Below are 14,751 nucleotides of genomic sequence, written 5' to 3'. Positions count from 1 at the left end.
TAACCCATGCTTGTTTGCAAATCCAACCAATTCCTTTTTAAAACATCACCATTTTATTAATATCTACTGAAAACTCGAGAAAAACTGTGAATTATTAAGAAAAACATAAATGATTCCGTTTTTCTTACCCTTGTTTCCGTTTTCTTCATCATTGTTACCGATTTCAATGACATTGTTAAAATATAGCTTATATCTGATAATAGTAATATAAGTTAGAGAGGAGATGACACATATGAAAAAGCTTTTAGAATCATTAAAGGTTGGATTGGATTGGTACGCGAAATCACATGAATTAATGCGGAGAAGATAATTGCAAAACTAAAAGGTATACATCCTAAAAATTTGAAAGGGGAAAACATAAATGAAGAAAATGTTAGACTCACTAAAAATCGGATTTATCTGGTACGCGAAATCACATGAACTAATGCGGAGAAGATAATTATTAAAGTTAAAAACGAACTAAACGGCCACGTAAACACCACAATAAAAAGCAAGATGATTTCTACTCAAATATCTAAAAAGTGATCCATTAACCAATTCTAAAAAGTAAAAAAGAGAATTGTTTTTTTTGCACTCAAAATGAATGTCGTGAAACTATCACTTCCCTTCAAGTACTATCAAAGCCCGTCCTCAACAGACATCATCGATTCACTGGTCTTTAACCTTTCGAAACTCAGATGGAGAGAAACTCGTCATTCGTTTGAAAGTATTACTGAAATACGCTATATCAGAATAGCCTAAGCGTTCGGCAATCTCAGATATTCGCAAGCTGCTCGTCTTCAGAATCTTTTTAGCCTCTTCCATTCGAAGCTCTGTCAAATAATCAACAAAATTTCGTTTTACTTGTTGTTTAAATAATTGACTTAGATAACTCGGATTGACATGCACCTTTTTAGCTGCTTCCTTTAAGTTGATTTCTCCAAGTGGAGTTTCCTGGATATATTGAAGAACCTTATCTATTGTTGAAAGAGGAAAGGATTCTTCTGCATGCCTACTCTCTAACTGAACTCCCATCCCTTTCTTCAACCAGCTTTCTAAACATTTTCTTAACTCTTCATCATCAATCGGTTTTAACAAATAATCAGTCACCCCTTTTCGCATAGCATCTTGTACAAACTGAAATTCATCGTGAACACTAATAACGATAATATCCACATGCAACTCTAAATCCCGTACTTGCTTAATAAATGTAAGTCCATCCATGATTGGCATACGAATATCAGTTATTACTAGATCTACATTATTTTGTTTGATCCAATCAAGAGCTTCCAACCCGTTATTGCATTCATGGGCAACATATATTGGGAGATTCAACTTATTTATTGTCCACTTAAGTGCGGTACGAACCCATCTCTCATCGTCAACCAGCAAGACATTTTTCATTCTTCCTCCTCCTTATCATATGCTTTCCTGATCGGCAAATGCATATCAACTGCTGTTCCAATGCCTTGTGTGCTTTGAATCGTAATCCCATACATAGAGCCAAACAAGTAAGAAATTCTTTGGTGAACATTTATTATTCCAATATTTAATCCGTTATTAGCTGTTGTTGTTTGTTCAATTTTTTTCGTAATCTCGTTTAGAATATTTTCCTGAATTCCAACACCAGTATCTAAAACGCGAATAACGATAGAAGATTCTGAAACTCGAACTACAGATAGGACAATCTTCATTTTCCCCTTAATCTGATCAAAACCATGCTTAAAACAATTTTCAACTAAAGGTTGCATCGAAAACTTCACGACCTTAAGATCCATTGCCCATTCCGGAATATCAAACATATACTCAAAACGATCTTCAAAACGAAACTTTTGTATTTGCAAATACATCTCACAAAACTTAATCTCTTCTTTTAGACTTACCGTAAGTGAGCTATTTTTAAGATTATAACGGAGTAGCTTTCCGAGTGAAGATGACATGCAGGCAATGTCCTCCCGATTTTCCTCCAATGCCATACCTCTAATTGTTTCAAGTGAATTGTATAAAAAATGAGGATTAATTTGTGACTGCAGCATTCTCAATTCAATTTCTTTTTGATTAAGGTTCATCTCTGTTTCTTTCAACTTAGAAATATATATTTCCTCCAATAAATTGGATAGTTTTTCAACGGTATTATTAAAACCCATTGTCAATTGTCCAATTTCATCAGTAGACTCCACTCTTACCTTGCCATTGAGATTTCCAATTTCAACTTCCTTCATAAAATGTTGAAGCCGCCGAATTGGACGAATGATGCTATTTGCAAATCCGAATCCTATGAGATAAGCAAAGAATAGTGCGATTATAATGATCCAGGAAATAGTTTTTCCAATTTGAATACTTCCTTCCATTAAATCCCTGTATGGAACTGCTGTAAAAAACCTCCAGCCAATGTTTCGAGAAAAAGAATATGTAACAAAATCTTTGCGATCATTATCTAATATTCCAGATCCATCTTCTTCCGTTTTCAAGTTAGACAATTGATCGAATTCAACCTTTTTTCCTAGCTTAGAATAATCGCTGTGGTATACATAATGCCCTTTGGAATCTAAAATAAAGAAATAACCATTCTTACTTAGTGTCACCTTATTAGCAATTTCTTCAATCCTCCTGAAATTAATATCAATGATCAGCATTCCTACTGGCTGCAATGTCCTTGGATTATATAAACGCCTTGCGAGTGATATCACAGACTGCTCGTTATTATTTTTTAATTTTAACGTTCTGCTTACTAACATGACCATCCCATTTCTCGGTACCGATGAATACCAATACTCCTCTTTAATTTTGGTAGCAGGATAGTAGTTTTCTAAACCGAGCGTATCGATGACTTGATCATTATCTAAAATGACGGTAATATTTGATATATCTGCTCTAGAATATTCTGCCTCCTTTAAGATAGCTCGTGTTGCCTCCGTAAATTCCTGATTATTTCCAAATTCTTTCGTCTCAAATTTCAAAAAATTAGCAAAGTGAGGAGAGCTAATAATTTTTAAGCTGGCAATCTCAAAATCTTGTAAATAATACTCAATATGTGACTCTACCTGTTCAATAATTTGTTGGCTTGATTCCCTAAACTCCTCTTCTAATTTATCAGAAGAAAGTTTATACGAAATAGCTCCAACTGAAAGAACTGGAAAAATCACTAGTATACTAGACAATACACAAAGCTTTATTAAAAGCGATTGATTACTCAACAGTATGAATTTTCTGATAAAAAAAGAAAGTTTTCTCCATTGCTTCTTCATAACTTATCATCCTACCATTTAACAGCTTGTTTCCGTTTCCATACTTAATCTTAACCGAAATATCCAGCCAGGTAAATAGACATGTTTATTAGCTAAACTAATTATTTGCTATGCCTCTGTTTCATCAATTTTATCACAATTTCTTTAGGAACTTTTTCATGCACAAATGAATTCAGCCTATCACTATACATTTACAATTCGATCATTCCGTAAATAAGGTTTGTTCGTTTTCCAGGATACCATATTAAAATCCCCTTCTTCGCTTAAAAGCTTAAAAGGGGATTTACCAATCCTATTAATCTCATTTTAGTAGAGCTTTACTTTGTCTCAACTAACGCATTCACTTTAAGTAAAAATCGTTTTAACATGACAGCTGTTTGAGCGCGAGTTGCTGGTTTCTTTGGTTGGATTTCATTCGCTTGCGTTCCTTGGATGATTCCAAGTTGAACTGCCAACGCTACATCTGCTTTCGCCCCATCACCAATCGACTGACGATCTGTAAACTTAGCCAATACTTGATCAGCTGTATTAGTCACTTCTTTTTTCTCTACAAAGTGATAGGCACGACTGATCAGTACAGCCATTTGTTCACGAGTGATGTTCATATTAGGGCGGAATGTACCATCAGGGTATCCATTAATCAATCCTGCACTCACCGCCGCCTGTACTTCTTTTGCAAACCAATTATCTTGGTTTACATCACTGAAGTTTAATTCTTTGTCAACCTTTGTTAAACCAAGAGCACGTGCAAGTAATACTGTAAATTCAGCTCGAGTAATGTTTTTCTCTGGTGCAAACATGTCCTTTGTTTTCCCTTTGATGATTCCTTTTGTAGCTAATAATTCAATATCCGCTTTTGCCCAGTGATTTGTGATGTCCGCAAATGTCACTTTCTCGGGGTTTGGTTCTGACCCACTTTTATAAGTCAAGCCGTAGCCAAATTCGTAAGCTTGATTATTTTTGTCACGATAAACATAAGAGTCATCTTCATCATAGCCTGGCACGTCACCATTGTTGTTATCAATCGCTGCTTGATTAGCAGGAAGCGTGAATGGGAGTTTACCAGTCGGAGCGAAATCGCCGCGAATTACATCAATCAATGCCTCTGCTTTTACACCGAAAACAGATACGACGGCAGCTGCATTTTCTTCAATTTCCTCAATCAACCACGGGCTGCTCATATTAATTGTCAGAATGGTTGGGACCTTCTCCTCAATTGCTTTGATCTTGGTAACATCGATTCCTGTATCAGGTCCTAACGCCACTGTTAATGGAGTATCCGGACGATCCGCTACGGTGCTCGGCATCGCATATACTAGAGCATAGTCAGCAGCATCAAGATTGTCGGTCAATTGGATAGAAGGATCATACTGCTGGATTGATTTCTTCAAATCGCTACTTTTAGTATCAGCATCTGTTTTGGAGAAGACCTCAACATAAAGCTTCTTTCCTTCGAGTTTCTCGTCATTCAGAGGCAATGTATTTTCATCATTACGAAGAAGTACGACTGACTTACGATGTGCTTCATCTGCTTTTTCCTGTGAAATTGGATCATTTGCTACATTTTGTGCATTCTCTGGATTAACATAAGGGTTTTCAAATAGGCCTAAGTCCATCATTTCCTTCAACAGCCTAGTTACTGATTGATCGATTCTCTTTTCAGTAATTAAACCATCATTAACTGCTTTGATTAGATCAGTTGGATCTGCTTCTCCTGAAACAATATCAGTTCCGGCATTAATTGCTTTTGCATACCGCTCGGGCTTTGTTAAGCTTTCAACGCCCCATGGCATAGAATACATAATAGATGTATCGCTATTAACATATCCTTTAAAATTCAACTCTTCACGCAATAGATCTGTAATAAGCGCTTTGTTGAATGCAAAACCAACTTCTTCAAATTCCTTACCATCTTTTAATTGAGGTACACTAAATTCATTACTTGGATACGCATAATAAGGCATCATAGAAGTTGTTCCCGCTTCAATAGCTGCCTTGAAAGCTGGAAGATGGTACTTATATAGGCTACCTTCCGTCGGATAAGGATTGTATTTACCCCACTCATAATGCGGATCATGGCCATCATCACGTGCACCGCCGCCAGGGAAATGCTTTGTCGTTAAAGAAACGCTATGTGTTCCGAGCTCTTCACCTTGGAAACCTTTCACCACTGCAGTAATCATGTCAGCAGCTAAGTCAGGGTGTTCACCGAATGTACCGTTAATTCGATTCCATAGCGGGTCTGTGACAACATCCGCCATATACATATAGCCCTTACGAATACCGGTAGCCGTCCATTCCTTCGCAGCTATTTGAGCGAATTCTTTTACAAGATCTGCGTCACGCGTTGCCGCAAGGCCCAATTCACCTGGCCATTCTGAAAACTTGCCGGATGCTTCCATAAATCCGAAAGCTAAATTTCCAACATGATTTCGAGGATTTGAGGTCATGACAACAGGAATCCCTAATCTTGTATTCTCTGCTGTTTTTTGCAACTCATTGATCCATGTCGCCAAATCCTCAGCAGATGGGTTGTCACGAATAATTAAGTAGCGTAAATTACGCTCTTGTATACCTTTAGTAGCTGCTGATGCTGAGATAATCGGTGGATCAAACTCATAAAAATCTTGGCCTGGTACTGACCAACTATTAATCGTTTGTATTGAATCTTCCTCACAAAGCAGGCTAGCTTTGTCAGGGGCTGCGCAAGATTTGCTATTTCCCATATAATGTGAGGAAATAATCATCATCCCCGCTTTTTCCTCAAGCGTCATCTGTGATACCAGATCTTTTACCCGCTCGTCAATAGGGAGCTGCCAATTTTCATATTTGTCTAGTTGGCCGTTTCCATTTAAATCTTTGTATTCCTTCCCGTTAATTTTCAAATTTTGTTTGATACGGGCATCGAGTTTTGGCACAGATTTGTTGTTATCATCGTTAGCAGCTGATGCACGATCTACCCCTGCATATGGAAATGCAAGCGAGACTGTCAATAACGAAGCGAACGAGACTTTTGCAACCTTTTTAAAACGATTTGAGACTTTCCCCATTTTACCTTCTCCTCCTCATCTCTCTAGTAAAGCAATTACAAAATAACAGGAAGTAAAATTTCACTGCTATGTATTAAAAGACAAGATCACCTCCTTAAGTGATACACTTTATCTACGTTTCTATTAGTCCTGAGTAGGGACAAAGTTTTAGTAACTAAATTGAATTAGGACTATTCCTTTAATAATATTCAGAATTTTCTGACTTATAATACCAAACCCGTTTTGTGTAAGCGCTTAATAAGTATTATACGACTAGTGATCCGATTCATGTATATGGTTTTTTTTAGTAAAAATTGTGTTTTTTTTAGTATCTTAATATTAATAGTATAGGAAAAAACAAATAATTCTCCATATGCTACGCTTTAATTTATTTCGTTTTCTTTCCTCTAGTCGATTCTACTAGAAGAAATTCCAGATCAAAATTTGACCTGGAATTCTTTGATTAATTACTCACTCTATTATTTAGCTGCATCAACAGCATCTAATAAATCTTTATATTTGTCTTGATATTCAGCGATGACAGGTTTAACGGCCGCTTTCCATTCATTAAGATCTTCTACTTCAGTAAACGTTACACCAGCATCTTTTAATTTCTTTTCAGAATTTTGTTCCCACTTAGCCCATTCTTCTTTTTGGGTTGTTACGGAGTCTAGAGCAGCCTGCTTAACAATCTTTTGATCTTCTTCAGATAGTTTATTCCATGCCGTTTGACTGACTAATAGTACTTCTGGCATACGTTGATGGTGATCCAAGATAATATTTTTTGCTTCTTGATAATGGTTAGAAGAATCAAAACTTGGTAGGTTATTTTCCGCACCGTCGATGATTCCTGTTTGGAGACCACTAAATACTTCGCCATATGGCATAGGAGTAGCACTTGCTCCAAGAGCTGCAACTAGATCAATATTGACCTTACTTTGTTGAACACGGAGCTTTTGTCCTTTTAAGTCTGCTAAGCTTTTAACTGGCTTAGTCGAATAAAAACTACGAGAACCAGAACTGTAATAAGCTAGTCCTTTCATTTTTGATGATTCAAGACCATCCAACAATTCTGTTCCTGTTTCACTGTCTAAGAAATTCCACAAATGCTCATCACTTTCAAATACATATGGTAGTCCAAATACTGCGAAATCATCATTAAACTCGGCCAGCGGGCTAGAATTAATTCTCGTAAACTCAATTGCTCCGAGCTGAACCTGTTCAAGTACTGATTTTTCATCACCTAGTTGCCCTGATGGGAAAACCTCAATTTTAATCCGGCCATCCGTTCTTTCATTGACTAACTCAGCAAACTTTTTGTCCCCTATAACTGTCGGATAATCCACTGGATGATTATCTGCTAAGCGAAAAGTGAACTCCGCTTTCTTCGATTTGGAATCGCCACTTGCTGGAGCCGCGTCCTCTTTTCCACTACATCCAGCGAGTAAGCCACCAACCATTAATGCTGTAGCTAAAAAACCTGTAATATGTTTTCTTTTCATTCTCATTACACCCCTTTTATTTTTTTTAATTTATAATTTCACCTATGCCTCAAGTTATTTGACTACTAAACTCGGAAGCCATAATGTAACTTCAGGTATATAGGTGATAATTAACAGAACGACTAGTAATGCATAGAAAAATGGAAGCATGGCTTTCGTTCCTTGTTGAATGGAAACTTTCCCAATCGCACAGCCAACAAACAAGACCGTTCCTACAGGCGGTGTCAATAATCCAATCCCTGCATTCAGGATAAGAACAATCCCAAAATGGACAGGATCCATTCCAAAACTTGTTACAACTGGTAGAAGTATAGGTGTCATGATTAAAATCATTGGCGCCATATCCATTGGCGCACCTAGAAGTAGCAATAAGATATTAATGATTAATAGAATAACAATTGGATTGTCCGAAAAATTCAAGAACAAATCAGTTACCATAGATGGAATTTGCAAGTAGGCCAGAATCCAGCCGAAGGAAGCGGATGCTCCAATCAGGAAGAATACCATCGAAACCGTTTTTAAAGTTCGTTTCAAAATATTCCAAATACTTGAGATTGGAGCTTCTCTATAAACAACGAATGCCAGAATAAAAGAATATAAACAAGCTAGTGCACCTGACTCAGTTGCTGTAAACCATCCACTCATGATCCCGCCTAAGATAATGACTGCAGGGCTTAACGAAAGGAAACCGTGTAAAAGAATTCCGGCCCACTGTGATCTTGGTATAAGGTCCGATTTTTCATACCCTCGTTTCCTTGCAATAATATAAGCAGTAATCATAAGGGCAATTAACATGATTGCGCCTGGTACGATACCAGCCATAAATAAACTGGCGATCGATACCCCACCTGCTGCTAAAGAATATAATACCAGATTATGGCTCGGCGGTACGACTACCCCTTGAATAGCTGATGCAATCGTTACCCCAACCGCATAATCCGCTTCATAGCCTTTCTTTTTCATCATTGGTATCATAACAGAACCGACAGAAGAAACATCCGCTACTGCAGAGCCTGAGATATTACCGAAAAATAACGAAGCTACACTGTTTACCATAGCCAAACCGCCACGAATTCGACCGACCAACAAGCCTGCCAGATTTACAATCCGAGTAGCCAGCCCCCCTGCGCTCATTATTTGTCCCGTCAAGATAAAAAACGGGATAGCAAGCAGTGAAAAGGAATTCAACCCTTGAATCATTTGCTGACCAATAATTGGCATCGGTATACCTAAATAAATAACCGTTATCAATGATGAGGCAACAAGCGTTAGAGCAATCGGAAAGCGAAGTAATATTAATAGTACAAAGCTTGAGAGTAAGATGATGACCGCAATCGTATTCGTGTCCAAATTACATTCCCTCCTCCAGATCTTTATATCTAGTTGTATCTTTATTGAACAAGTGTAGTAGGGAATAACCGCATATCATAATACCAGTGATTGGCATCGCAACATACGTAATACTGCTTGGAAGTTTCGTTGCTGGAAGAGTCGATTCCATCATCAGTACAGTAAAGTCCCACCCTTGAACGACAAGGTATAAACCAAAAGCAAAAATAGAGAGACTAATAACTTTATCTAATACTTTGTTAAAGATTTTTGGAAATAGATTAGTAAAAGAATCAATCCCTAAATGGATATGCTCTCGAAATCCTATCGCAATCGCCATAAAAGCAAACCAGCCAAGCAATAGCAAGGTCACTTCTTCTGACCAAAAGAAAACAAAGTTAAATAATTTCCTGGTCATCACTTGAGTCGTAACGACTAGTACTAAGGCAATCAGAGACGTAAGGGCGAGTTTCTCAAAAATAGAATCGATGAAAATCCCCACTTTTTTGATAAGTTTCATGTGCTTCCCCCCTATTTTATTGATATTACTTGTTCCCCTTTCCACAGAAAACGTTTTCATAAGCTAATATTACGAATAATTAGCATGTTTTTAAAGAGAGTTTTTTTAGAAGAATTTGTGTTTTTTTTAGGTGATAAGCTCTTATTTTCAAAATAAATATAGGTATATGTATCTATCCTCTTTTTAAAACCAGGAATTCCACATCAAATCCACACCCTTATTATGAAAATATTACCATAAAAAATTTAGTATCCATCATCAACATTTCTAATTAATGCCTACATGTCAAAATATGCGCCACCTTTAATCATAAAAAAAAGCGCCTATCAGTTTTTCAATACCGATAGACGAATATTTCTATTAAGAGTTAGTCTATTTTCTACTCAACCATTTCTATGCTTACGAGCAAGTACTACCATACTAAAAGTAATGAACAAGAAAGCAACAAAAGCTAGTAAAGGGATTGTAATAAACCCTAACCAGTTAATATATTCTCCTGAACAGGGGACACCGCTCGTACACATTTCGAATTGTTTGAGAGACGGAATTTTTTGAAGGCTGTAATGATAACCCGAAACCAGCATCCCCAAAATAGATAGAGGCAATATATAAGCATAAATTTTACTATTTCCTTCGTAAAAAGCCCGTCCTAAAAAAAACACCAATGGATACATGAGAATTCTTTGATACCAGCAAAGGGTGCAAGGGATAAAATGAAGATATTCACTAAAGAAAAGACTCCCTATAGTCGCAACGATGGAAATAATCCAGGAAAATAGCAATGGAATATTCATGAACTATTTCTCCTTTGTGGCTTCATCAACCATCTGTTCTAAGTCCTCAAATGTGTTTCCTGCAAACTTTTCCCCGTTAACAAAAATGGAAGGCGTTCCAGTTACATTCAATCTATTCGCAGTGGACATATCCTTTTTCCAATCTTTTTCAGAAGTATTCGCTTTAAATGCCTTAACGACTTTCGCTACATCAGAACTATCAGCGATTTCTGCCAATGTTTCTTCTAAAAATTTATCGGTAAACACATCCATTTTCTCATACTTTAGATCATCGGGTTGTTTACTATATAATAGCTTATGAAATTTCCAGAAGGTTTCATTTCCTAATTCTTTATACACCGTTTCCGCAAATTTAGCTGAACGGATTGAATCCACATTAATAAATGAAAAATTCATGAAATAAAATTGAACTTTTCCAGTGTCTATCAAATTCTCTTGAATGTGTGGGAAGAAATTTTCCTCAAAACTCTTACAGATCGGACATTTATAGTCACCAAATTGAACAATTTGAACAGGAGCCGTTGAATCTCCTATTACAGGCTGCGCTTTATAGTCGAAAGCAGCTACTTGATCTTTTCCGTTAGACAAAAATATCAAGCCGATGATACAAACTGCGATCAAGCCAATTACCCAAAAGATAAATTTCGATGATTGCTTTTGTTTCTTGTACGTTTGTTTTTTTGATTTTTTATTAGCCATTGTATAACCTCCATACTTTAAAAATCGCTTTTCTTTCATGATTTATACACTACATCACGTAGTGCAAATAGGTAAAAAAACATGGTGACAACTACTACAATTACGTAATCGTCACGAATATCATCCCCATTATGAGAATTAATACATAAATCGAGATTACCATCGAGGTCGTTTTTAGCCTGACAGGGATGGTTTTCTTAGGTTCTACTAATTGCTGTAATCTATAATTGACCGATTCATCCGAAAAATGAACCAAGACCGGGGTAGAGTTTCCCTTAAAATAATTCTTAATTAACTTAAACAAAGCACTGCTTAAGCCTAATTCAGAACCCATTCTCTGGATCGCATATTCATCAGCCAATAATTCGCTAATAATTTTATAATTTTGATATGACCATTTAGTTAGGGGAATAAACCAAATAGTTTGAGAGATTAGTTGTAGAATAAAAATCTTCAAGGAATCATCATTCTGTTGGTGAAAAGTTTCATGTTCCACAACAGCTTCCAGTTCATCACGATCCAATATCTCGATTAAACCACTAGAAAGGACGATCCTAGGTCTTCTAAATCCAAAAGTAAATGCGAGCGACTCCTTATGATCAATGACGATAATGTCTTGATGTAGACGCTCAAATTCTCTATTCAAAGCGGTAGTTAATCCTAGATTTTGTTGAGCAAAAATCACCTTTTTAAACCTTTTCAACAACATACATTGTCCAATAATCTTGATCAGTGTAATTAAGATTGTATAGGCTATTAATACATCCAATATTATCGTAACCAAAAAATAATAAAATGAATGTTCCCTAAACAAACTAATACAAAACTTAAAGACATTCACATGAAGGTTTACTCCAAACAGAAGGTGAGCGATGTACATCCCCATCTGGCTCCAGATTAAAACAGCAATCAAAAGACTCAATCCTATAACAAAAAGGGACCGTTTCTTCCACCACATCACGACTTATCCTCTTTAAGCTGTTTAATCTTTTGTTCCAATTTATCAAGCAAAGTTTGGTCAACTTCTTCCATAGCATCTAACATATGATTAATGACGATGCCACCAAATCCATCAAGCAGATTCTCTGTGATTTTCTTTGACTGATCTTTAATAAAGTCTTCTTTAGATTGAACAGGATGGAACAATGAGACCCTGCCTTGTATCCTCTTTTTCAATACTCCTTTTCCTACCAACCGATTCATCACGGTCATGACCGTATTGAAATTGATTGGTTTATCTTGATCCAAACGTTGTTGAACTTCCTTTATGCTTCGTTCTTGTTCCCAAAGGAGTTCCATGATTTTCGCTTCTAAAGGTCCAAAGAAGCGATTTAGCCCTACCTCATCGTATTTAAAATTATTAATATCCATACTCCTCCCCCTACACACTACACACTACACATTGTAGTGTATTAACTTCGCCATTTCAAGTTTAGTTAATTCATTAAATGACGATTTCAAAAGTTGATTATTGATTGTTTTCCGTAATGAAATGATGTTTATTATTAACAATGAGAAGCAGATTTAGGCTATGTTCTAATAATCAGTGATACTAGTAAAAAGAACGAAGGGAATCAATCATTTGTTTTTTAAATAATGGCAATGAATAATGACTTATTAGCCGATAGTATTCAAGCTTTTTGGTCATGGAACTATCGTGCTACATTGTCTAAATTTCCAAAAAAATCCGTTAGTTCACCTTGACATTTCTCTTTATGACTGTAAAAATACGGATAAACCATGCATCTACCTTATTCCAAATAGTGAACGACTTTATTATTTTGATAAAAGAAGGTGAACAAACTTACTAACATCATTCAAGATATTGACCGTTCGCTCGTCCATTTATAAACTAGCACTACTATTCTACATAATGACTTGTCTCAAAGTAATCGAAGGGCAATGGCTAAACTGGCCTAATAGTATTCCCTTTAATATCTAAACCATTTTTTAATGTCTCTTGCTATCAGTTCAATATTTTCTACCCTTTTAGCCGATTAAACGATTTCATGTTGATGAAGTCACTCGGGAAAATAGCGGATCTTTCGTTTTTTTTCATTAAAATAAAAAACCCTTAGGAGAACGCAGATCATGATCGTGCTATATAGCTTATTAATCATTTGTTATTTTCTGAACCTATTTATGCATTCAACATTCCTTTCCTATACCATCGGTATTCTAGCACTAATTTCTTTACTATTTTCCCTTAAATCTGCTAAAAACTTATATAAAGTCGTCGGTATTATTTTTTTTGTTGTCGGCTTTTTCATTTTTATTTACCAGCAAAGATCATTCACTGAAGTTCCACTTTACATGACTACAACTGTGTCGCTGCTTGCGGTGTTTTATGTTCTGCCGTTTATTAACAGTATCATCATTGTTGGCCGGTATGACCAACAAGTAAATAAGTTATTAAGAGTACGGATTCACCATTTGGGGCAATTATACTATCGCAGTTCTTTTGCCGCCTTTTTATTGGGTGGCTTTCTAAATATCGCAACCCTTCCCTTGCTTAAAACGGTCGTTCAAAAAAATCTTGTGGGAGAAACTCAAAACATCAAAAACCGATTTATTTCACAATCATTACTTAGAGGATATTCTTTAAGTCTACTAATAAGTCCAATGGAGCTTCTCGTAGTCCTAAGTGTTGAGTATACTCACGTATCTTATCCTGTTTATCTTCCTTGGTTATTTTTGATCACAGTCCTACTGTTTATCCTTAATTGGGTAATCGGGTTTAAGTCTTTTAAACGGTATGAATTACCTAACGAAACAAGTGCTCAAAAAACAGAGGCTCAATCAGCAACCGAGTTAGGGATTAACACACGCATGACTCGAAAAATCTTCTCACTTTTTCTCTATTTAATCGTTTTTATGATAATCATTGTGCTAGTCAATCACATCTTTGATATGGGTTTTCTTCAAACAGTCGCTTTGATTATTATTCCCTTTTCATTTGTCTGGGCTCTCTCCATTAGACGATTGAAATCATATCTCGCCTATTGCCTACCGTTATGGCAGATCCGAACAGTAGGTCTGACAGATAATATGGTACTTTTTCTATCAGTTGGTTTTTTTACAAGTAATTTAAATGATTCAATCTTTATGAACTACATCCAAAAACCGTTTGAATACTTAACAACCACGCCTATTTTACTTTTTGTATTTATTCAAATTTTGTTTATTGGGCTTGCGATGATTGGTTTTCACCCCCTTGTAACGATCAGTATACTTGGTGGAGTACTTGAACCAATTATACATTCAATAAATCCAGTTAGTGTCGGTCTCGTTTTAATGACCTCAGGCTTATCGACTACCATTGCCGGACCTTTTAATCTTTCTGTATCGTTAACTGCTAATCTGTTATCCATCAATTCATACAAAGTCTCGTTTTGGAATTTGGGATATGCGTTGATCATGAGCAGTATTGGAACAATCATTGCCATCATTTTATTATGATCTTTCGTAGCTATGTTACATCGTAAAAAGCACGCCATTTGCATTAACACTTAATTAGTCTTCTCAATGTACGAAAAAAACGATAATCATACATTGTCTAATATAAAGAAGGACGACCATCAATGGTCGTCCTTTTTCCTTTTGTTTATTAGCAGCAACCGCCAAATCCACCGAAGCCACAGCCGCCATTAA

The 14,751-nt window shown here is 36.2% G+C and carries 12 protein-coding genes; 1 reads left to right on the top strand and 11 read right to left on the bottom strand.

Annotated features, from left to right (window positions below; all coding sequences use genetic code 11):
• Nucleotides 1-648: 648 nt before the first annotated feature.
• The 10 genes from AC1MGI_RS09215 to AC1MGI_RS09170 all read right to left on the bottom strand — a co-directional run bounded on the left by AC1MGI_RS09215 (nucleotide 649) and on the right by AC1MGI_RS09170 (nucleotide 12,471).
• Nucleotides 649-1,383 carry a response regulator transcription factor gene (locus AC1MGI_RS09215; RefSeq protein ID WP_480349445.1) on the bottom strand — a complete coding sequence of 245 codons (735 nt, stop codon included), beginning with the start codon at nucleotides 1,381-1,383 and terminating at the stop codon, nucleotides 649-651.
• Entirely contained in the window at nucleotides 1,380-3,227 is a 1,848-nt protein-coding gene (locus AC1MGI_RS09210) for a sensor histidine kinase (RefSeq protein ID WP_480349444.1), read from the bottom strand. Before AC1MGI_RS09210 ends, AC1MGI_RS09215 begins: the two co-directional genes overlap by 4 nt.
• Nucleotides 3,228-3,544: 317 nt before the next feature.
• Entirely contained in the window at nucleotides 3,545-6,277 is a 2,733-nt protein-coding gene (locus tag AC1MGI_RS09205) for an S-layer homology domain-containing protein (RefSeq protein ID WP_480349443.1), read from the bottom strand.
• A 458-nt stretch (nucleotides 6,278-6,735) separates the two neighbouring features.
• On the bottom strand, nucleotides 6,736-7,758 hold the full coding sequence (locus AC1MGI_RS09200) for a TRAP transporter substrate-binding protein (RefSeq protein WP_480349442.1): 1,023 nt from the start codon (nucleotides 7,756-7,758) through the stop codon (nucleotides 6,736-6,738).
• 54 nt (nucleotides 7,759-7,812) lie between these two features.
• A complete protein-coding gene (locus AC1MGI_RS09195; protein ID WP_480349441.1) occupies nucleotides 7,813-9,108 on the bottom strand; it encodes a TRAP transporter large permease in 1,296 nt (431 codons plus the stop codon).
• Nucleotide 9,109: 1 nt separating this feature from the next.
• On the bottom strand, nucleotides 9,110-9,607 hold the full coding sequence (locus AC1MGI_RS09190; protein WP_480349440.1) for a TRAP transporter small permease: 498 nt from the start codon (nucleotides 9,605-9,607) through the stop codon (nucleotides 9,110-9,112).
• Between the two features lie 383 nt (nucleotides 9,608-9,990).
• The gene (locus AC1MGI_RS09185) at nucleotides 9,991-10,401 is read right to left on the bottom strand and encodes a disulfide oxidoreductase (RefSeq protein WP_480349439.1); all 411 of its coding nucleotides are present in this window, start codon (nucleotides 10,399-10,401) and stop codon (nucleotides 9,991-9,993) included.
• A gap of 3 nt (nucleotides 10,402-10,404) precedes the next feature.
• Nucleotides 10,405-11,100 carry a DsbA family protein gene (locus AC1MGI_RS09180; protein WP_480349438.1) on the bottom strand — a complete coding sequence of 232 codons (696 nt, stop codon included), beginning with the start codon at nucleotides 11,098-11,100 and terminating at the stop codon, nucleotides 10,405-10,407.
• Nucleotides 11,101-11,200: 100 nt separating this feature from the next.
• Entirely contained in the window at nucleotides 11,201-12,058 is an 858-nt protein-coding gene (locus tag AC1MGI_RS09175) for a M56 family metallopeptidase (RefSeq protein ID WP_480349749.1), read from the bottom strand.
• Nucleotides 12,058-12,471, bottom strand: coding sequence for a BlaI/MecI/CopY family transcriptional regulator (locus AC1MGI_RS09170; RefSeq protein ID WP_480349437.1), 414 nt, complete (start codon nucleotides 12,469-12,471; stop codon nucleotides 12,058-12,060). Before AC1MGI_RS09170 ends, AC1MGI_RS09175 begins: the two co-directional genes overlap by 1 nt.
• 720 nt (nucleotides 12,472-13,191) lie before the next feature.
• On the opposite strand from AC1MGI_RS09170, the gene AC1MGI_RS09165 reads away from it, so the two are divergent.
• Nucleotides 13,192-14,559: a hypothetical protein gene (locus tag AC1MGI_RS09165; RefSeq protein ID WP_480349436.1), complete on the top strand. Its 1,368-nt coding sequence runs from the start codon at nucleotides 13,192-13,194 to the stop codon at nucleotides 14,557-14,559.
• Nucleotides 14,560-14,622: 63 nt separating this feature from the next.
• Here AC1MGI_RS09165 and AC1MGI_RS09160 read toward each other — a convergent pair whose 3' ends face one another.
• Nucleotides 14,623-14,748: a hypothetical protein gene (locus AC1MGI_RS09160; RefSeq protein WP_480349435.1), complete on the bottom strand. Its 126-nt coding sequence runs from the start codon at nucleotides 14,746-14,748 to the stop codon at nucleotides 14,623-14,625.
• Nucleotides 14,749-14,751 lie beyond the last annotated feature (3 nt).

Source organism: Peribacillus sp. BM1 (genome assembly GCF_056679975.1).
This window is presented reverse-complemented; position numbering and strand designations above follow the sequence as displayed.

Bases quoted from the DNA above. Each gene is read 5' to 3' on its own strand.
- AC1MGI_RS09170 (WP_480349437.1), bottom strand. From the start codon at position 12,471: ATGGATATTAATAATTTTAAATACGATGAGGTAGGGCTAAATCGCTTC.
- AC1MGI_RS09215 (WP_480349445.1), bottom strand. From the start codon at position 1,383: ATGAAAAATGTCTTGCTGGTTGACGATGAGAGATGGGTTCGTACCGCA.
- AC1MGI_RS09200 (WP_480349442.1), bottom strand. From the start codon at position 7,758: ATGAAAAGAAAACATATTACAGGTTTTTTAGCTACAGCATTAATGGTT.
- AC1MGI_RS09175 (WP_480349749.1), bottom strand. From the start codon at position 12,058: ATGTGGTGGAAGAAACGGTCCCTTTTTGTTATAGGATTGAGTCTTTTG.
- AC1MGI_RS09180 (WP_480349438.1), bottom strand. From the start codon at position 11,100: ATGGCTAATAAAAAATCAAAAAAACAAACGTACAAGAAACAAAAGCAA.
- AC1MGI_RS09190 (WP_480349440.1), bottom strand. From the start codon at position 9,607: ATGAAACTTATCAAAAAAGTGGGGATTTTCATCGATTCTATTTTTGAG.
- AC1MGI_RS09160 (WP_480349435.1), bottom strand. From the start codon at position 14,748: ATGGCGGCTGTGGCTTCGGTGGATTTGGCGGTTGCTGCTAATAAACAA.
- AC1MGI_RS09185 (WP_480349439.1), bottom strand. From the start codon at position 10,401: ATGAATATTCCATTGCTATTTTCCTGGATTATTTCCATCGTTGCGACT.
- AC1MGI_RS09205 (WP_480349443.1), bottom strand. From the start codon at position 6,277: ATGGGGAAAGTCTCAAATCGTTTTAAAAAGGTTGCAAAAGTCTCGTTC.
- AC1MGI_RS09165 (WP_480349436.1), top strand. From the start codon at position 13,192: ATGATCGTGCTATATAGCTTATTAATCATTTGTTATTTTCTGAACCTA.
- AC1MGI_RS09210 (WP_480349444.1), bottom strand. From the start codon at position 3,227: ATGAAGAAGCAATGGAGAAAACTTTCTTTTTTTATCAGAAAATTCATA.